The organism is Porphyromonas levii DSM 23370 (genome assembly GCF_000379925.1).
Taxonomy (GTDB): domain Bacteria; phylum Bacteroidota; class Bacteroidia; order Bacteroidales; family Porphyromonadaceae; genus Porphyromonas_A; species Porphyromonas_A levii.
This window is the reverse complement of sequence record NZ_KB904232.1, coordinates 12,928-32,167: the sequence shown is the minus strand read 5'-3', so window position 1 is coordinate 32,167 and position 19,240 is coordinate 12,928. Positions and strand designations below refer to the sequence as shown.

General features: G+C 46.8%; 14 protein-coding genes. 6 read left to right on the top strand and 8 right to left on the bottom strand.

Annotated features, from left to right (window positions below):
• Nucleotides 1-5 precede the first annotated feature (5 nt).
• Genes A3GG_RS0101965 through A3GG_RS0101940 form a run of 6 tightly spaced genes read left to right on the top strand, consistent with a single transcriptional unit; the run spans nt 6 to nt 7,842 of the window.
• A complete protein-coding gene (locus tag A3GG_RS0101965) occupies nt 6-1,256 on the top strand; it encodes an ABC transporter permease (protein ID WP_018357652.1) in 1,251 nt (416 codons plus the stop codon).
• Between the two features lie 24 nt (nt 1,257-1,280).
• Nucleotides 1,281-2,531, top strand: a complete 1,251-nt coding sequence (locus A3GG_RS0101960) for an ABC transporter permease (protein WP_018357651.1) — start codon at nt 1,281-1,283, stop codon at nt 2,529-2,531.
• Between the two features lie 4 nt (nt 2,532-2,535).
• Nucleotides 2,536-3,783 (top strand): ABC transporter permease, encoded by a 1,248-nt coding sequence (locus A3GG_RS0101955; RefSeq protein WP_018357650.1) that lies wholly within the window; start codon nt 2,536-2,538, stop codon nt 3,781-3,783.
• A gap of 27 nt (nt 3,784-3,810) precedes the next feature.
• Nucleotides 3,811-5,094: an ABC transporter permease gene (locus tag A3GG_RS0101950; RefSeq protein ID WP_018357649.1), complete on the top strand. Its 1,284-nt coding sequence runs from the start codon at nt 3,811-3,813 to the stop codon at nt 5,092-5,094.
• Between the two features lies 1 nt (nt 5,095).
• Complete coding sequence (locus tag A3GG_RS0101945; protein WP_018357648.1) at nt 5,096-6,355, top strand: ABC transporter permease; 1,260 nt, start codon at nt 5,096-5,098, stop codon at nt 6,353-6,355.
• A 14-nt stretch (nt 6,356-6,369) separates the two neighbouring features.
• On the top strand, nt 6,370-7,842 hold the full coding sequence (locus A3GG_RS0101940) for a TolC family protein (protein WP_026215542.1): 1,473 nt from the start codon (nt 6,370-6,372) through the stop codon (nt 7,840-7,842).
• 238 nt (nt 7,843-8,080) lie between these two features.
• Here A3GG_RS0101940 and A3GG_RS0101935 read toward each other — a convergent pair whose 3' ends face one another.
• The 8 genes from A3GG_RS0101935 to lpxK all read right to left on the bottom strand — a co-directional run bounded on the left by A3GG_RS0101935 (nt 8,081) and on the right by lpxK (nt 19,234).
• On the bottom strand, nt 8,081-10,066 hold the full coding sequence (locus tag A3GG_RS0101935) for a 6-phosphogluconolactonase (protein WP_018357646.1): 1,986 nt from the start codon (nt 10,064-10,066) through the stop codon (nt 8,081-8,083).
• Between the two features lie 416 nt (nt 10,067-10,482).
• The gene (locus A3GG_RS0101930; RefSeq protein WP_018357645.1) at nt 10,483-12,180 is read right to left on the bottom strand and encodes an alkaline phosphatase; all 1,698 of its coding nucleotides are present in this window, start codon (nt 12,178-12,180) and stop codon (nt 10,483-10,485) included.
• Complete coding sequence (locus tag A3GG_RS0101925) at nt 12,177-13,370, bottom strand: M24 family metallopeptidase (protein WP_018357644.1); 1,194 nt, start codon at nt 13,368-13,370, stop codon at nt 12,177-12,179. Before A3GG_RS0101925 ends, A3GG_RS0101930 begins: the two co-directional genes overlap by 4 nt.
• A 38-nt stretch (nt 13,371-13,408) precedes the next feature.
• Nucleotides 13,409-14,734, bottom strand: coding sequence for a dGTP triphosphohydrolase (gene dgt / locus A3GG_RS0101920; RefSeq protein ID WP_026215541.1), 1,326 nt, complete (start codon nt 14,732-14,734; stop codon nt 13,409-13,411).
• A 4-nt stretch (nt 14,735-14,738) separates the two neighbouring features.
• A complete protein-coding gene (locus A3GG_RS0101915; RefSeq protein WP_018357642.1) occupies nt 14,739-15,437 on the bottom strand; it encodes an SIR2 family NAD-dependent protein deacylase in 699 nt (232 codons plus the stop codon).
• Between the two features lie 42 nt (nt 15,438-15,479).
• Nucleotides 15,480-17,708 (bottom strand): GH92 family glycosyl hydrolase, encoded by a 2,229-nt coding sequence (locus A3GG_RS0101910; RefSeq protein ID WP_018357641.1) that lies wholly within the window; start codon nt 17,706-17,708, stop codon nt 15,480-15,482.
• 3 nt (nt 17,709-17,711) lie between these two features.
• On the bottom strand, nt 17,712-18,146 hold the full coding sequence (dut, locus tag A3GG_RS0101905; protein ID WP_026215540.1) for a dUTP diphosphatase: 435 nt from the start codon (nt 18,144-18,146) through the stop codon (nt 17,712-17,714).
• A 5-nt stretch (nt 18,147-18,151) separates the two neighbouring features.
• Nucleotides 18,152-19,234: a tetraacyldisaccharide 4'-kinase gene (gene lpxK / locus A3GG_RS0101900; protein WP_083900361.1), complete on the bottom strand. Its 1,083-nt coding sequence runs from the start codon at nt 19,232-19,234 to the stop codon at nt 18,152-18,154.
• Nucleotides 19,235-19,240: the final 6 nt, after the last annotated feature.

Here is a 19,240-nt window from a genome sequence, read left to right as displayed (position 1 = left end):
AGACTATGACTAAGCATATACTAAAATTGATATGGAATGAGCGTAAGCATAATATGGTGATTATCCTCGAGCTTGCGTTGATAGCCCTCATTATGTGGGCGGTAGTTGATGTGGTCTATTGCACGCTTCGCAATTACTATAGCCCTACTGGCTTCGATATTGAGCACACGTACTTGGTACAGATAAAGTCTGTGCCCAAGGAGAGTCGAGAGTATGTAGAGGGACTTGAGTATCAGGACAATGTTGATAATATTTATACATTACTCGATCGTGTCAAGAGGACTCCTGGAGCAGAGGTCGTGAGCCTTTCGGTGGCATCGCGTCCGGGTTCGCCTGGTAATATGTTCCGCCCTGTGATAACTCGAAAGACGGATGCCCATTTCTCCTGCCTCAGGAGACTAGTGGATCCTGAATTCTTGGAGGTTTACCGATATGAGCCTATCAATGCTACCCTAGCAGAGGTTCAGCAAGCGCTTAGGGACGGGAAGATGATTATCAGCGAGGATGCCGAAAGAGAACTACTTCCTAATGGGGGTACGCTCGTAGGTGATACGACTTTTATGGATGGGGAGATGACTCAGGTAGAGACCGTTATTGGAGGGAAGGTACAGCAAGTCCGCTATTCTAGGTTTCAAGAAGCGGTTCCTTTCTCTTTACTTCCAGTCGATTTGCAAGTCCCACTACAGTACGATTGGCTCGATGCTATCGAGTATAGTATCCGAGTGAAGCCTGAAGCTATGGATGGTTTTCAGGAGATGTTTACCAAGGATATAGCGCCTACCCTGAGCGCAGGCAACTATCGCTTTAAGCAAATACTGTACAATCCCGATCAATTTGAGTACGAAAAGGAACGGATGAAGGACGATTTCCTTACTCAAGGATTATTGGCTCTATTCCTACTCGTGAATGTACTCTTGGGTGTTGCTGGTGTCTTCTGGTTTAGAGTGGTGAAACGTCGTGGACAGATCGGTCTGCGTATCTCTTTCGGCGCCACGCCTAGGGGAGCACAGTGGCAGTTTATACTCGAAGGTCTATTGATGCTGGCGATAGCGCTCGTATTGTCTGCCATCATAATGGCGGTGGTGTTTCAGTTTGAGCTCCTTGCTGTGGAACTAATACCATTGGATGTCCGTCGTTTTGTGGGCGACCTATTGATTACTGCCCTTCTTATGGGATGCGCCGTGGTATTGGCAGTATGGCTACCTACCCGCCGTACTAAACGAATCCCTCCAGCTCAAGCCCTTAGAGAAGAATAAACATACATTATACTATAAGATATTATGCTCAAGCAATACATCAAACAAGCGTGGCGGGGCTTTAGTGAGAATAAGCTCCAAAGCAGGCTCACTATTCTCGGTATTGCACTATCTATCTGTATGATTATGGTGCTGGTGCTAGTGGATGAGGTGAAGTATGGACCATTTCCACCCGAAATCCATAGACGTGAGATGCTTATCGTGAAGCAAATGGTGGAGAAGAGTTCTGAGAACTGGTCTATGTCGGGGGTAGGCGAGAGGAGTATTAAAGAATTCTTTACCGACCTCAAGACGACCAAGAGGGTAGCTTTTGATACATTTTCGAGGAATACCATTGGTTTGCCTGACCAGCCATCTAAGGGACAATACTTTGTCACTGGTGTTAGCGAACAGTATTGGGACTTCTTTGATTTCAAGTTTATTGCAGGCACCCATTTTACCGCTGAAGAAACGACTGCAGGAATTTCCCTTGTGGTTCTGTCAGATAAGTTGGCTTCTGAACTCTTTGGCCAAGATGATGCCGTTGGAAAAGAGATTTTATTAGGTGGCAACGATAGATACAAGGTCGTAGGAGTAGTCAAGAGACCACAGAGAGTCATCGCCTATGCGTATGGAGATATTTGGGTACCCTACACATCGCCTGCCTTTAAGGAGTCTGAATCCTCCCAAAGTTATGTGGGTGCTTACAATCTTTTCCTAATGCCTGACGGCAATGGTGGTAAAAAAGAAATTGCCAAAGAGGTACAAGAGAGAGTAAAATACTTTAATAGTACCAGTGATGATATAGAGATAGACCTATTAGGAGCCCCAGATGACTTTAGGACAGCCTCTTTTCGATTAGGATTGGATCCAGTGGATTTGACCTCTGCTTATAGAAAACAATTTGTGCTCCTAGCATTATTCTTCCTAGTACCAGCGGTCAATATTGCCAGTCTGACCCACTCAAGGATGAAAAAGCGTATAGGTGAGATAGGCATTAGAAAGGCTTATGGCGCCAATAATAGAAATATCCTGAACCAAGTTGTTTGGGAAAGCTTACTCTACACACTCATCGGTACCGCCATCGGTTTCGTATGCTCAGTCATAGCTATTTATACATTGCAGGAAATGTTGTTCGGAGAGGGGAATATAGAGATTCCTTTGTGGACTTTGATTCGGCTAGAAGTTATTGCCGTGGTCATCATTACAGCTGTACTGCTCAATATGGTTTCGGCAATAGTGCCTGCTCTATTAGCATCTCGTAGAAGTATCATTGACGCATTGGAAAGGAGGTAATCGTATGACTAAGCATATTCTAAAAAAGATGTGGAATGAACGTAGTAGCAATGTCGCTCTCCTATTGGAATTATTTCTTATTGCGCTATTCCTATGGTATGCGATAGACTTAGTCTACGTACAGGTACGCAACTATAAGCAATACCCTGGATGGGATGTGGAGAATACCTATCAAGTGAAGCTAAAGGAAATCCTGGTGTTTGACAAGGAATACCAAGATAGTGTCTCCATAGAAGACCAAAGCGCTGCGTTATGGTCATTGTACGACAGAATTAAGAATTACGATGGAGTAGAAAGCGTTTCGATGTCTACTGGTGCAATGCCTGGGACTAAGATAAAATCATTCGAGATGTTTATTACTAGGTATGGCATTTTCGAACAAAGGGAAATTGCATCACCCGAAGTTACCACCAGTTTTGTGGATGTATTCAAAATACGTTCTGTTTACGGAGATTCAGAAAGTGTGAAGAGTGCTCTAATTAATAAGCACAGAGTCGCTACCTCTGATGTCCTTAATATTTTTAATAGCGAAAGTAATACAGTCGTAGGAGATACGCTCTTTACTGATACCTCACTTAATGAGGCGAGCGAAGTGATTTATGAAATGATCTATCCTATCAAAAACAATCGCTTTACTAGCTCTATACCTATGCTTCTCTCTAATCTATCGGAAGGAGATATGATCTATTCTCCATTCTACTCTGAGATCTGTATCAGAGTAGCATCAAGTGCAAAAGAGGGGTTTGAGGAGCGGTTTTCAGCAGATATAGGAAAATTATTTGTGCAAGCTAATATGAAGTTTGACGGACTCCAATACCTTCCCGATTCTTTCGAAGTTTATGAGAAAGAGGTAAGAAATGATTTGTTACTCAATAGCTTTTTACTCATCTTCTTACTTACAAACATACTGATTGGCGTAGTGGGGGTATTTACTAATCGAGCCCAGAAAAGTGTGGGAGAGATAGGGCTTCGAATCTCGTTTGGTGCTACACCAAGGAGCGCTATTCGTATGTTTATCTACGAGGGGGTGATTACTCTATTGGTAGCATTTGTGCTTGCTGCAATCGTAGTGGCTATCCTCTTCTATATAGGATTCCCTAGTGTTAGTTTAATCCCTCTCGACACCGCAAGGTATGTAGGGGTCTTACTCATCGTCTTTATCGTGATGCTTGTTACTTTGACCCTAGCAGTATGGCTTCCTATTCGAAAAGTGACAAAGATACCTCCAGCTCAATCCCTTAGAGAAGAATAAACATTTTATTATCATACAATATAAACTATGCTGAAACAATACATCAAACAAGCGTGGCGGGTGCTCCGAGAGAATCCTGTACTAAGTACGATTTCTATACTTGGTACTGCCCTCGCTATCTGCATGATTATGGTAATGGTGATGACCTACCAGATCAAGAATGCCCCTTATCCACCTGAAGTCAATCGAGATCGTACTCTATATGTTAAGTGGATGAGAGGCAATAGTAAAGGCAATAGTGATGGTTCGTTTTCGGGACTGATGGGATATCAATTTGCTTCTCAGGTACTGAAACCTATAAAGTCTGCCGAAGCAGTCGCTATAGCTTATGGTTTAACTCGGTTGACTCTTGTAAGTCGTCCTGGAAGTGACATTGCTGAGAGCTACGACCTCAGACGAGTGGATGAAGGCTTCTGGAAGGTCTTCGAATTTGATTTTATCGATGGTAGCCCTTTTGATCTAGCAGATGTCTCTTCGGGTCTTAGAAAGGCAGTGTTGTCGGAGTCGCTTGCTAAGAAAGTGTTTGGGCGTACTGATGTTTCAGGAGAAAGGATAGAGCTCAATTATACAGGGTATACTGTCCAAGGTGTTGTTAAGGATATCTCTACCTTAGCAGAGGCTGCGTATGGACAGCTGTGGACTCCCATCACTTCGGAGCCTATGCTTTTTGAGGGAGCTGAAGGGATGTCCGGTATCTGCCGAGCTTATATTCTTGCTAAATCGTCGCAAGATTTCCCTAAGATAAGGGCTGAGATAGAGGCACTCAAGGAGGCTTATAACGCTGGTACTACAGAGTATAGTGCAGACCTCAGTGGGCAGCCCGACAATCATTTTAGCTATATTCATAGAGAAAACCCTGGCGATATTCCCGAAGTCAAGAAAATAGTCTGCCAATTGGCGCTTACCCTTCTATTACTCCTTATAGTACCAGCTATTAATCTCTCAGGGATCACTATGTCTCAGATGCGTAAGCGTCTTTCTGAGCTTGGACTGAGGCGTTCTTTTGGAGCTACACGAAAAGAGGTAATGAAGCAAGTAATGGTAGAGAGTCTGATGAGTACACTATTAGGTGGGGCGATAGGTTTGGTGCTAGCATTTGCCTCATCGTATGTCCTGAAGTACGTGCTATTCTCTGTGCGAACCTTTGGAATCCTACAAGGCGAATTGAGTGTCGATCCATTTTCTTTGATTACGCCAACGGTGTTCTTTATTGCCTTACTATTCTGCTTGTTGCTGAACCTCCTTTCAGCCCTTCTCCCTGCATGGAGGGTCTCACGAGTCCCTATTGTTGAATCTCTACAGTCTAAATAATATGATGATTAAGCATATATTCAAAATCATTCGTAATGAGTCGAAGAGTAATCTAGCCCTTTGGTTGGAGTTGGCTGTCGTGTCTGTCTTCCTTTGGTTTATAGTAGATAACATATATGTAACGCTCAGTATGTACTACAAGCCCTTGGGATTCGATATCAAGCATACCTATATGATGAAGCTTGGATATCTCAGCGAGGCAAGTGAGGGCTATAGAGCAGACTATACCGAGGAACAGCAAATAGGATTTATAGAGAATATCATGGAGCGACTGACTCATGACCCTAAGGTGGAAGCAGCAGCCTTCTGTATGCAATCAGCACCATATGAGGGGAGCTGGAGATCCACCAGTCTCTATAGAGATACCTTTCAGGTAAATTCGCTTTATCGGTATGTCTCCCCAGATTTCTTTAAAGTCTATAAGTATCAGTCTGTCAATGGTAGTACTGATGAACTTGTAGAGGCACTTAAGCGAAGAGAGTGGATTGTCACCCCTGATATTGTAGAGGCTCTAGCTCCTGATGGCACCAATCCAATAGGAATGATTGTCAATCAAAATAAAGAAGATGCTATGAAGGGCGAAGGAGCTACCGTAGGGGCTATCTCAAAGCCTGTTCGCCTTGATGACTTCGATGATTTCTCGAGCTACTACGCTTTCCCAATGGGGTATAATATCTTTAAGTACTATGCTAGTCAGGATATCCAGTACTTCCAATTTCCTATTCGGGTGAAGGCAGAGGATGATAAAGACTTTAGGCATTATTTCTGGAGCCAATTGGCTCCTCGACTAAAGGCTGGCAACTTCTATCCCCAAGAGATTACTTATGTGCCAGATAATAAAGCCTCTTTTCAAAGAAGCCAGACGAATGAGCTCAAGACTAAGATGCTACTGGTATTCTTTCTCCTAGTGAATATCTTTCTAGGTGTGATGGGCGTCTTTTGGTTCCGGACTCAGGCACGTCGGCAGCAGATAGGTCTGAGGATGGTCTTAGGTGATACCCCTAGGGGCGTTCTAGGGAAGTTTTATGCCGAGGGGTTAATAATCTTAGCTACAGCTATGATTCCAAGTATGGTTGTGCTCTATGTGCTAGGGCAGAAAGAGGTGCTTAGCACAGAGTATATGGAGCTGTCGCTACAGCGCTACCTAATAGGTATGGCTATTACCGTTGCCCTCCTCTGTGTGATGATTATAGTGGGGATTTGGCTCCCTGCTCGCAAAGCTATAAATATGTCCCCTGCAGTTGCATTGGCAGAGGAGTAATACAATATAATGATATGAGACGATACTATTTTTTCATTGTTTGTTTGTTCTGTTGGGCTGTAGCACCACTTGCCCCTATTGTATGCACTGGGCAAGAGGTGCTCACCCTCGGGCAAGCTATAGAGAAAGCTCACGATGCTTCGGTAGAGGCTCAGGTGGCTAAGAACGAATATCAGCGTGCCTATTGGAGCTACCGTACCTATAAAGCAGAGCTATTGCCAGAGGTTACCTTCACGGGTACCTTGCCCAATTATCAGCGGAGCTATAATCTATATCAAAATGCCAATGGTAGCCAGAGCTTTGTTCGCACCAATTCCTTGATGCTCAAGGGCGAACTATCTATAGAACAGAATTTATGGTTTACAGGTGGTAAGGTGCGCCTAAGTTCTTCACTCCAGTACCTTAATCCCCTCAATATGCCTGGACAGAAACCTTCCTTCCTGAGCGTGCCTGTAGGGATAACCTTGGAGCAACCTATTTTTGGCACAAACCACTTTAAATGGGCTCGCAAGATAGAGCCTGTCCGATACAAAGAGGCTCAAGCTAAGTACTTGGCGGATGTAGAGCAAGTTACGCTCAAAACCATCTCCCTCTACTTCGCACTCCTAATGGCTCAGGAGAACCTTAAGATTGCGGAGCAGAACCAAGCCAATGCCAATCGTATCTATGAGATAGCTAAGGCAAGAAGAGAGATGGGGCAGATATCTGAGAATGAACTTCTACAGCTCCGCCTCTCCTCGCTAAATGCCGATAGTAAGCTCACCGACCAGCGCTCTAGACACCGCTCAGCCATGTTCGCCCTTACCTCCTTCCTCGGACTGGGAGAGCATACTCAAGTAGAAGCTACTGTCCCAGAAACTGCGCAGTATCCCGCTATTACTTACGAGGATGTGCTGATGAAAGCGACTCAGAATAATCCTTTGTTACAGACTATTCGTCGTCGACAGCTAGAGGCGGACTATGAGGTGGCACAAGCCAAGGGTAATCTAAGGCAAATAAGTCTCTTCGCCTCTGTAGGCTATACTGGGCAAGATGAGCTATTCCGCCCAGCGTACCAGCACCTCATAGATAATCAGGTGGTACAAGTGGGTGTGAAGATCCCATTGCTCGACTGGGGAAAGCGACGTGGTCAGGTAAAAGTGGCAGAGAGTAATCGTGAGGTGGCTCTAGCTCAGGTCAAGAAGCAGCAAATAGACTTCAATCAAGACCTCTTCCTCCTCGTGGAGCACTACAATAATCAGGCAACGCAGATGGAGATAGCTCAATCATCCGATGAGATAGCACAGCAGAGGTATAATACTTCGGTGGAGAGCTTTATGATCGGTAAGATTAATACACTAGACCTTGCCGATGCACAGATTTCTAAGGACTCAGCACGAGCTAATTACATCAATGAAATGTACCTCTATTGGTACTACTTCTATCAACTACGTTCGCTGACTCTCTACGATTATCAGCAGGGAAGGGACATTGTTATTGCTGAATAAGGGCATTTTCTTTCGATAGATATATTATGTTTTGAGTCTCTGTGGAATAGGGCACAGGTATTGTAATCAATTTGTAAATAGCCCTATTCCTCTCCAATGGAGCCAATCCTACGACTGTGGGATTGGCTCTCTTAATTAGTTCGTTAATGATGGTGTATGAATCAATCTCCCCTCAGAAGGCAGCGATGCCTACCTGAGAGGAGATTATTCTATTGGGTGTAGGGATGCCCTACATGGGTTAGTCTACAGGATGATAGCGCACAAAGGCCTCTATAGCTTCATAGCTAGCCAGTCCAAGACGCTGATATAGCTCAGCAGTAGCACGGTTGCGATCTTCGGAGCGTTGCCAGAAGAGGCGCTCGTCATCCCCGAGGAATGGAGCACTCTCCATCTGTGACTGGTGCTTGAGGATGCTATTACGCTTGTAGCGTAGCTCTTCAGGGCTCATTGGTACTGCCATCTCGATATGGTCAATCTCCCATTCTGCCCAAGCACCACGATACATCCATATCCAGCAGGTCTTCATCCACTCTTCTTCCTTGAGCTGGTCAATTGCTGCCAAGGCAACATCGAGGCAAACCTTGTGCGTGCCGTGTGGGTCGGCTAGATCGCCTGCAACAAAGATTTGATGAGGCTTAACCTCCTGCAAGAGTTTTACCACAATATCTACGTCTGCCTGAGTAGGTGGGTTCTTCTTGATACCTCCAGTCTCGTAGAATGGGAGGTTGAGGAAGTGGATATGGTCATCATCAAGCCCAACAAAGCGAGCTGCAGTACGTGCCTCTTCTACGCGAATATTACCTTTGAAGTAGCGTACATCAGGGGTCTCAATAGAGCCCTCTACCTTGTCGTGGAGTAGAAAATGGCGAAGATCTACAGTATGCTTGTAGAGTTCGGTGTCTTGCATCCCGAGGTGCTCAGCAGTATTGCGGAGGAAAGAGAGGTAACGAATGACTTCTTCGTCTCCGACCGCTATGTTGCCAGAGGTCTGATAGGCGACATGCACATCATGATTCTGCACTACTAGCCGGCGGAATGTACCGCCCATAGAGATCACATCGTCATCGGGGTGGGGGCTGAAGATGAGTACACGTTTGTGCTCAGGCAAAGCTCGCTCGGGACGGTTGCTGTCGTCGGCATTGGGTTTACCTCCAGGCCATCCTGTGATGGTGTGTTGTATGTCGTTAAATACTCGGATATTGACATCGTATGCCGAACCATACACTGCAAGTAGCTCTCCGAGCTGATGGTCGGAGTAGTCCTGATTGGTGAGCTTAAGGATAGGTTTGCCCGTCTCTTGGCAGAGCCATACGATAGCACGGCGAACCATCTTGGGTGTCCAATTGACGGTTGTTACCTTCCAAGGGCGATTGATGCGTGTTAGTTGGCTTGCAGCTTGTAGGTCTGTGTATACCTGTACGTTGCTATGTGTCTGGAAGAAGGATGCAGGTACGTTGTCTGAAACGCGCTCCTCTACTGTCTTCCTTATAACATCCGCTTTAGCCTCGCCCCATGCAAGGAGGATAACTTTTCTCGCCTCCCCTAGGTTCTTGAGCCCAAGTGTTACTGCCGTAGGAGGTACGTTCTCTTTGGTATTGAAGGTGGAGATAGCCTCTTGGACAGAGGTGGCATCGAGCACGGATAGGCGTGTGCCTTGTGAAAATATTGATCCTGGTGCATTGATGCCTACGCTACCTCTACGCCCTACACCTGTCACGAGTAGGTCAATGCCTCCTAGATCAGCTATAGCTTTGTCAAACTCATGGATGGCTTCCCCTATATTATCTGTGGTCAGCTGATGATTGAGCCGATGCAATTGGTCGGTAGGGAGATCTATTTTGCTGGTAAAGTGATTGGCAATCAGAGCCGACACACCACTCTCCATGCTTGGGAGGGGTACAAACTCATACATAGGAAATATGTGAACATTCCCGAAGTTCAGACCACTCTTCTCGTGTAGCTCTATGAGTGCGTTGTAGAGAGGTTCTGGACTAGTGCCTCCTGATAATACCAGCACGAATGGCTTGCCTTGGCTTGCCTTTGCCTGGATGTCTAGTGCCATGCTATTGGCAATTATTTTGGATGCCTCCTCAGGCGTAGGCAAGATATTGACGGGGATACGTTCGTACGTAGTTAGTATGCCCTGTTCGTACGCATTCAGTGGCTTGTATAGCCTTTCTTCTATCTGTGTAAGAGCAATCTTATTGCTCAGTCCATGTCTCATACTTTCTTCCTAATATATAGTTATTGTTGTAACTTTTATTTGAACCGACAAGATACTAAATATTTTTGTATTATTGCTGTCCGGTAAAAGTTAGAAATGACTTTTTGAAGGTCAGATTGTCTTTTCCTGAATTTATTGACCATTTTCGGGGCAATTTAACTATCTAGTTGACCATCCGTGCCTGAGGTTTCACTGGTCTGTTGACTCCTATTTCCTTATTTACTTGATTATGCGCACCAAGTGGTTGACTTTTCAGCGCTGCGCCCCTGAAATATACTATACCACTTGACTTTGGATCTCCCCCTCATACCCTATGTTTCGTTGAGACATACTAGAAGGTATAATATGTAAATACTCCCCTACTGAGCCTTAACTAAGTTTCAGTAGGGGAGTGTCTTCCTTTGAGTTCTTGGTGATTACATCAGTAGGTCTCGGAGTGAGGTGGGGAGGTAGAATTCTCCTCTCTTATCTACATAGACTACCGGCATCGGAAGTTCTTGGAGTTTGCCATTGATGAGGAGTTGATTGGTAAAGCTCTGAATTTTGAGCGTCTTTCGCTTATACTTTACCGTGAGTACCTTATCCTTGGCATCTTCACCCGTAATGGATACCTTCATCCCCTTAAATACCTCACTATGTGGAGCAAAGTATTGGTGAGAAAGATCCATCATAGTGGGCTCTATGCCCAGTGCTTGGCGGAGGTAATCATGTAGCTCTATATTGGTATGTACACCCTTGAGCCGTTGTTCTTCCGTAGGGGCATAGGTCGCTAGGAATGTCTCTTCGCCGGTATGACCATTAGTGGTAAACCCTATATACATTTTGGTTCGGTAGATAGCTGCTATATAGTCCGATAGCCCACCAGTATACAGGGCACCCTCACCCGTCATGTTCAGCTCCTTGAGCTGTTTCTTGATGGCAGGGCGCTCAGCGTCAGAGGCGAGTTCGAGCTTGCGGAGTAGCTTGAGCACTTCTAGTTCTTGTTCGGAAGGCGCAAAGGTGGCTATCTCCTCAAATAGAGTTCCTATTTTTGACTCCTCTGCCTTAGTAATCATCTCGGCAAGCCCTACAGAGCTTTTGGCTATCTTAGTTAGCGGACCAAATATTTGCTCCTTAGGCGTTCCCGCATAGTTCTTAAGGTCTCGTCGACCTATACTCACACCGCTATTGCCGTGGTCTGAGGTTAGGACTACAATGGTATTGCCATCAGCCTTAGCAAAGTCTAGTGCGACTTTAACGGCTCTATCGAAAGCCAAAATATCTGTTGCCATAGCTACAGGGTCATTGGCATGAGCCGCCCAGTCTACCTTAGACCCTTCCACAAGGAGGAAGAATCCATTGGGGTTGTTGTGGTCAAGATGAGTAAGTGCAGCGCTCACCATTTCGTCTATCTTAGGGTCTACCCCCTCTACAGCATCGATATCGTAAGGGATATCGCGCTTCGAGAATAGGCTCCATAGCTTATCCCCCTTGTGCTCAGTGAGCGAAGCGAGATTATTACGAAATACGCCGTAGCCCTTTTTCTCCAAGAACTTCACCTGTTCCTCGCTAATTAGACCAGCGCCACCACCGATAACCACATCAATAGAATTGTGTACCATCTGTGGGATAATCCAATCATAGCGTTTGCGAGAATAGCTATGAGAAATGGCATCTGCAGGTGTCGCGTGTGGAAATTCGGAGGTCATGACTAGCCCTATCTTACGCTGGTGGAGCAATTGTGTAGCCTCCATGAGAGATACCAGAGGTCGGTATGCCATCTCCTTATCTACAGGCACGATGTCGCTCTCGGTGGCATATGGGTAGGTGCCTACCATACCTTGAATGCTTGGCATCCCATTCATATAGGTGGAAGTAGTTGGTGCCGAGTCGCCTATAGGGGCATTGGAGCAGAAGGTGATGACGGTACCGCTCATATAGGGGTCTAGGTGTAGCTTAGTTAGCTTTCCAGCCTCGAGGTTTTGGTACCAGCGGGCAAGTGAGATAGAGCTCAGTGAAGTGCCATCGGCAATCATGAAAATTACATTCTTGGCGGGCTTTATCCCTTGAGCGAAAAATGCTTGCGGCAGTAATAGAAGAGCCGCTAGAAGTAGGAGTATCCTTTGTCTCATCATTCTGTTATCACTAATGGAGTTAGTTCTTCGGGTAGTGGGGTGATGTTTTCTGCCCCGTTCTCTCCGATGATAAATGTATTCTCTAGCCCTACCGCACCTACTTCGGGGAACACAAACTTCGGTTCGAGGGCGATGACCATGCCGCTCCTAAAGGTCTCTTTAGAGCGAGCGGTAAGGACTGGTTGCTCATTGATTTCTATACCTACACCATGTCCGACAAACTTAACCTGATTATTGTGCCCCATGAAGTAATCGGCAAAACCTTCCTCCTCTGCCCTACGTTGGAAGTAATTGTAGACCTCCGCTACAGGCGCTCCATCCTTGGCGTAGGTCTCGAACCAGCGTTGGAACTCGATGGAAAGGTTATGGGCACGCACCACCTCCTCGGGGAGCTCGCCTAGGTAATAGGTTCGGGTGATATCGGTTTGGTACACGCCATAGTTGCCTGATAAGTCTACCATGAGTGTCGTCCCTGGGAGAATCTCCTGCCCGGAAGCACCCATTGGCATGGCATATACGCCCTTGCCTCCCATGGTGAAGTCGTAGGGTGCAGGGTTATCTGCATTGGCGCCACATATCATATTGCCCATGTGGATCTCCATACGTGCACCGAAGGCCCGGAATATTCCGATAGAACCTCTACGGCGCATCTGGTATTCAAGTTCGTGCTGTAGCTCAAGATCTGTGATACCAGGGCGATAAAACTCAGGTACCAGTCGATATATTTCGGCATGGACATGGGCAAGTCTGCGTGTCTCAGTAAGTTCTGCCTCCGTCTTTATACTTCTTACGTTGCGCATTAGAGTAGAGCCATCAGCGGTACTAACCCCACTAGGTGAGAGTTTACTGAGTCGCTGATACTCTGTAACAGGCAAGTAGCCCAATTCGAGCGCGGTTTGTTCATTGATGGATAGCCCTATCTCCGATAGAATCTCAGGAATGAGCTCTGGCTTGCGAATATTGTAGATGAGTTCTTCTGGGTACCCCTCCAATGTGTTAGTAGGTCGCTCTAGAAATATAATAGGTAGCTCGCGCGACCTATCCACGAAGATAAAGCTCTGTGATACACTACCTGTGATGTATAAGCAATTGGGAATGCTGCGGAGTAGTATGTTTTGTAGCCCTTGCTCCTTTAGGGCAGCGTGTATCTTTTCTACCTTTGTTGTAATTTCTTGTAGTGTTGTATTCATTTATTTATTACGGCAAAATATTTATTGAGTGAATAATCTTAGATAGCTGGCAAGCTCATGCCCGTAAACTTACGGTATAGATCGAGTGCGTATACATCGGTCATGCCGCTGATATAGTCGAGAGCACTTTGGATTTTACCATACATGGTAGGGCGTTGCATATCGTACTGCTCAGGGATTCTATTGAGCCATAGCTTGCTATACGCATGGTCTGGCTTGGTCTGTGCTTTGATAACTGTATCCAATAGATACTCAAATATACGGAAACCTGCGAACTCTATGTCGAGTACATCTTTGGTGAAGTAAATCTTATCGAAAGCTACTTTTCTGGCATTTTGGTAGGCAGTCGCTTCTCTATCTGGTAGTGCTTCGATAAGGGAGCCACGGAAGGTACCCGAGAGGATTTCCTCTTCGTGCTTTAGGAAGGTCTCAGTACTCGCTGAGACTAGTCTGCCCATAGCTACAGAGCGGAGGTAAGCTACTTGTTCATTTCTATCCGTGACTTTGGCGATTACTGCCTCTACGCTTGGAAATTGCTCCTCAGGGATGAAGGCTTTAATGAGGTTTTGGCACTCTTCTAGGCTGAGTATCTTTAGTTTGTAGGCGTCCTCCAGATCCATAATCTGGTAACAAATATCGTCTGCCGCTTCCACGAGGTAGACGAGCGGGTGGCGAGCAAAGACAGGCGCCTCACCGTCTTGAGAAAGTTTTAGGAGCCCTAAGTGCTCTGCTATCTTCTCATAGTTTTCTTGCTCAGTCTCGAAGAAGCCGAACTTCCCTTTCGACCCGATAGAGGAAAAGGGATATTTAACGATGGAGGCAATAGTGCTATAGGTAAGGACAAAACCGCCCTCTCTTCGTCCCTTGAAGCCATGGGTAAGTAGTCGAAGGGCGTTGGCATTGCCTTCGAAGTGTGCGAAGTCTTCCCACCGTCCTCCTTCATTCTCTACACGTCTCTTCCATCGTCGCCCTTTGCCCTCAGTAAAGTAGGCGCTGATAGCACGCTCTCCAGCGTGACCGAAGGGAGGGTTGCCCATATCGTGAGCTAGGCAAGCTGCAGATACGATAGCTCCGAAGTCGGCATGGTCTGCTTGGAGACTTGGGTCTCTCTGGCATACGGCTCGCCCTATCTGTGTCCCTAGTGAGCGCCCTATGCAGGATACCTCTAGACTGTGGGTGAGACGGTTGTGTACGAAGACCTTTCCCGGAAGTGGAAATACCTGAGTCTTATTTTGTAAGCGTCGGAATGGGGCAGAGAAGATAAGACGGTCGTAGTCTCTCTGAAAGTCGGTTCGGTTTTCTTGCTTCTGTGAGTGAGATTCTAAGCCAAAGCGACAATCGCTGATGAGCCTCTTCCACTCCATCTTGTTATTGCTGTTCATTGCGTAATCGTTTCATCAGTTCTGCCATTCCTTTGCCCGCTCCCATACGGATGTGCTCAAATTGGTTGGAGCCAGGGACCTCCTTCGGATCTATGATAAAGACGGGTGTGCTACGTGGCACAAAGCGCACAAGCCCCGCTGCGGGATAGACATTGAGGCTAGTGCCTACGATTAGGAATATGTCTGCTTGCACTGCCTCGGCAATGGCATCCTCCATGCGAGGTACAGGTTCCCCAAAGTAGACGATAAAGGGGCGAAGCTGACTCCCATCCTCTGCTTTGTCTTCTAAGGTCATGCGCAATCTCCCTTCGGGCAAAGGGAGTGGGGTAGAGAGGTCTCGCTCGCTACAGCACTTCATAAGCTCGCCATGTAGGTGGATAATATGGCTACTCCCTGCTCTCTCGTGGAGGTCATCGATATTTTGGGTGATGACCGTGACGTCATAGTCCTCCTCCAGTTTCGCAAGTAGTAGATGCCCTTCATTGGGTTGAGCCTTGAGGCACTGCTCGCGCCGATCATTAGCAAAGTCGATGACCAGTTGTGGGTTTCTCCTGTAGCCGTCTGCTGAAGCGACCTCTTCTACTGAGTATCGCTCCCATAGACCATCTGAATCTCTGAAAGTGGCTATGCCGCTCTCTGCGCTAATACCAGCTCCCGTTAGCGCTACTATCTTCTTTCGTTTCATATCTATTATAGAGCCACACCCCAAGGTGTGGCTCTAATTATTTTACCAATTGTGTGGGGTAGAGCCCATCTGTATTTGTAGTGAGCCTCCTTGTGCTATTTGCTCAAAGGTGATATAGCGCTCGGTAAGTGGTTGCCCATTGAGTACTATACTCTGGATATAAATGTTCTCATCGCTATTATCCAGTACGTCGATCTTAAATATCCCATTACGAACCTTCAGTTCGGCAGTATCTATTAGCGGACTTCCGAAGTAGTAGCGACCGCCAGCGGGTTCCATCTGATAGAACCCTAGAGCCGAGAGGATATACCAAGCACTCATCTGTCCGGCATCTTCATTGCCGGATAGACCGTCATAGTCGGCATGGTAAAGCTCTGTCATCACTCGCCTAAGCAGCGGAGCCGCTTTGGCTTGTTGCCCTAGCGAGCTATACATGTATAGGATATGGTGACTAGGCTCATTGCCATGGGCGAACTGCCCTATGAGCCCTGTAATGTCGGGTGAAGCATCAGAGCCCTCTATGATAGACGGAAGGGTGAAAAGGCTATCCAGCTTACTGATGAAGCGCTCTTCACTAACGAAACACTCGACAAGCCCCTTCACGTCGTGAGGAACAAGGAAAGTATACTGCCAAGCGTTGCCTTCGCAGTAATCGTCATTGCGGTGGGTAGATGCCATCGGACTGAACTCAGGGTTGTACTTTCCGCTGAGGTCTACTCCACGCATGAAAGAGGTCTGAGGGTCGTAGTGCTTCTGATAGCTCTTACTGCGCTTGAGGAAGTAGGAGTAGTCGTCGTCCTTACCTAGCAACTGAGCCACTTGGGCTACTGACCAATCGGCTAGGTCGTACTCTAGGTCGTAGGCAACGCTCTCTCGCTGTTTGTCGTAAGGGATAAAGCCATACTGGATTCTGAACTCTTGCCCTCGAGAAGGCTTCATTGCCGATGCCTTGAGCGCTTCGTAGGCTTGCTCTTTATCCTCAACGAAGCCTTTCATGATAGCATCCGCCAATACCGGAATGCCAGGAGCACCCACCATGGTATAGGTTTCGTTACCCGCCAAGTGCCATACTGGGAGTTCTCCTTGCTCGTTGTAAATAGCCATAAGCGTCCCCACGATATCCTTCATCTTATCAGTATGGATGAGCGACATCAGAGGGTGCGCTGCGCGGTAGGTATCCCAGAGAGAGAAAACAGTGTGGTTGGTAAAGCCTTGCCCCTCGTGTATCTTTTGGTCAGCACCGTAATACTTGCCATCTGCATCTGCAAAGGTGCTTGGCGCTATCATAGAGTGGTACAGAGCGGTGTAGAATATTTTCATTACATCGGACTGCGAGCTACTTGCCTTAATCTTGCTCAGCTCAGTATTCCATAGCGCTTTAGCATCAGTGCGGACTTGTTCGAAGTCCCAAGTCTTCCCCTCTGCGTCCATGTTGTGCCACGCTCCCTCGGTTGAGGTATTGGAGAGTGCCACTTTCATCATGACCTCCTGCGCATCATCGGAAAGGTCTATGCGGCTATACACTATCCTTCCCTTTGCTTCATCTGCATGCTCCTCATTGTCCGCAATTACCGTCAGAGCTCTCATCGGTACCGATAGCTCCGCTGCGAAGTATACCTTTTGGTCTTTTGCCCAACCGGTAGAGTATCGATATCCCTCTATCTTCGTGTCGCTCACCTTTCGTACATAGCCTTCGGTGGCTTTGTCCCAGTTGCCTCCATTCTCTAGGTCAAAGACAATCGCTTTTCCCGAGGTCTCGCTTGGGAAAGTGTACTTGTGGTAGCCGACTCTATTGGTTGAGGTCAGTTCTACATCTATATTGTAACGCTCAAGATGGGTAGAGTAATATCCCGGCTTAGCATGCTCCACCGCCCTTCGGCTATAGCTCCATAGCCCGCTATTGGCATCCTCATGATTGCCTCGGGCATAGGTAACCTTCCCTGTTACGGGCATCACCGTGATATCCAATAGGTCGCCAATCCCTGTGCCACTGAGATGGGTATGCGAGAAACCGATAATAGTGGAATCGCTTATGTGATATCCGCTGCACCAGTCCCAACCTGTGGTGATGCTTGTAGGCCCAAGCTGCACCATGCCCCAAGGTACTGATGCGCCCAAGAATACATGTCCATGCCCGCCGGTACCTATCCAAGGATCCACGTAGTCCGTAGGGGTAAATACTTCTTCTACCTTCTTCTGCTCATTACTACAGCTCGTGAATAGCACTACAGCTATTAGGGCTGCCCATATATTTAGTCTCTTTACACTCATTTCTTACTTGGTTCCTGTGTGTCCAAAACCACCGACACCTCGCTCTGTTTCATCTAGATTGTCCACTACTTCCCACTCTATCTGCTCATGCTTAGCCACTACCATTTGGCAGATACGTTCACCTGGCTCAATGGTAAATGGCGTATCCGAAAGATTAGCGAGTATTACCTTTATTTCCCCTCTATAGTCTGCATCTATCGTTCCTGGTGTATTAAGCAAAGTGATACCATGCTTAAGGGCAAGTCCGCTCCTTGGTCTCATCTGCGCTTCATACCCTTGGGGGAGAGCCATGAAAAGCCCAGTAGGCACCGCTATGCGCCCTAGGGGTTGGAGAACAATCGGCTCCTCGATATCTGCGCGTATATCTAGCCCTGCCGATAGTGCAGTAGCATATTGTGGCAGAGCATTACCACTCTTATTGATAACCTCTACTTTTATTCTATTCATAATGGTAGTCCATTAAATTTGATTGCCCTTTTTGCCTTCCGCAATAGGTTAATCTTGTCGTCCACATCCATATCTATGGATATCGGTAGTATCCAGATTCGCCCTCTCACAGATTCTGGTATCCATGTCTTATGGGCTAAGAATCTCATCCCATCCTTTTCGGTAGTCAGAATAAATAGGCTAGGGTCGCTCTCTAGGTCATTCACCATGATATCTAGCTCCTCCTTAGTGAAGTCGTGATGGTCGGGATAGGTGATATAGTCTACTACCCTGGGAAATGAAGCTTTGCAAGCTCTTTGGAAGGCAGAAGGGTCAGCGATACCACTGACCACCTGAATATCACTATCCTGTCGGAGTTGCTCATGCGTGCTTCGTTCCTCTCGCTCAAATAGACAGCGTGGGGAGTCGTATTTGATATACGAACTCAATACATCCTGATAAGCCAGCGCCTGTAGGTTTTCTATCTTTAGACGCTTCTCATTGATATTCACCGTTCTCGGTGTACCTGTAAGGATAATGGTTTCCGCCCTTACCGCCTCCTTCCTACTCTCCCTTAGCCTACCATAAGGCATGAGGTAGTCCTTATAATAAGGCTTGTGGTAAGGGGTCAGTAAGATACTATACGAGGGGGTTACGCTTCGGTGCTGGAAGCCATCGTCCATGAGCACCACATCGGGACGTTCCTCAGGCGGCATCGCTTCCATCTTCTTGAGTGCACGACGACGGTCGCCATCTACATACACCATTACATTGGGGTACTTCCGCTTAATCTGGTAAGGTTCATCTCCTATCCTATTCGCGTCATCCTCTATAGTTGCTATGATAGGCTTCTTGGTCTTTCTTCCATACCCCCTAGTAAGTACCGCTACTTTGTAGTCGCTTATTAGAAGCGATATGAGTAGCTCTATATGCGGTGTTTTGCCAGTCCCTCCTACCGAAAGGTTCCCGATGCATATTGTAGGTATCTCGGAGCTCCAGCTCTTAAGTATCCCTTTGTCGAAAGCAAAATTACGGACACCTACAGCCATTCCGTAGAGGGCTGTAGGTATCCATAATAATATGTTTCGACTTTTGTCCATCGGAGA

What these genes read in the sequence shown, in the direction of transcription:
- A3GG_RS0101955 (WP_018357650.1), top strand. Translation starts at nt 2,536, where the DNA reads ATGACTAAGCATATTCTAAAAAAGATGTGGAATGAACGTAGTAGCAAT.
- A3GG_RS0101915 (WP_018357642.1), bottom strand. Translation starts at nt 15,437, where the DNA reads ATGAAACGAAAGAAGATAGTAGCGCTAACGGGAGCTGGTATTAGCGCA.
- A3GG_RS0101940 (WP_026215542.1), top strand. Translation starts at nt 6,370, where the DNA reads ATGAGACGATACTATTTTTTCATTGTTTGTTTGTTCTGTTGGGCTGTA.
- A3GG_RS0101965 (WP_018357652.1), top strand. Translation starts at nt 6, where the DNA reads ATGACTAAGCATATACTAAAATTGATATGGAATGAGCGTAAGCATAAT.
- A3GG_RS0101960 (WP_018357651.1), top strand. Translation starts at nt 1,281, where the DNA reads ATGCTCAAGCAATACATCAAACAAGCGTGGCGGGGCTTTAGTGAGAAT.
- lpxK (WP_083900361.1), bottom strand. Translation starts at nt 19,234, where the DNA reads ATGGACAAAAGTCGAAACATATTATTATGGATACCTACAGCCCTCTAC.
- dgt (WP_026215541.1), bottom strand. Translation starts at nt 14,734, where the DNA reads ATGGAGTGGAAGAGGCTCATCAGCGATTGTCGCTTTGGCTTAGAATCT.
- A3GG_RS0101945 (WP_018357648.1), top strand. Translation starts at nt 5,096, where the DNA reads ATGATGATTAAGCATATATTCAAAATCATTCGTAATGAGTCGAAGAGT.
- A3GG_RS0101950 (WP_018357649.1), top strand. Translation starts at nt 3,811, where the DNA reads ATGCTGAAACAATACATCAAACAAGCGTGGCGGGTGCTCCGAGAGAAT.
- A3GG_RS0101935 (WP_018357646.1), bottom strand. Translation starts at nt 10,066, where the DNA reads ATGAGACATGGACTGAGCAATAAGATTGCTCTTACACAGATAGAAGAA.
- A3GG_RS0101930 (WP_018357645.1), bottom strand. Translation starts at nt 12,180, where the DNA reads ATGATGAGACAAAGGATACTCCTACTTCTAGCGGCTCTTCTATTACTG.
- A3GG_RS0101910 (WP_018357641.1), bottom strand. Translation starts at nt 17,708, where the DNA reads ATGAGTGTAAAGAGACTAAATATATGGGCAGCCCTAATAGCTGTAGTG.
- A3GG_RS0101925 (WP_018357644.1), bottom strand. Translation starts at nt 13,370, where the DNA reads ATGAATACAACACTACAAGAAATTACAACAAAGGTAGAAAAGATACAC.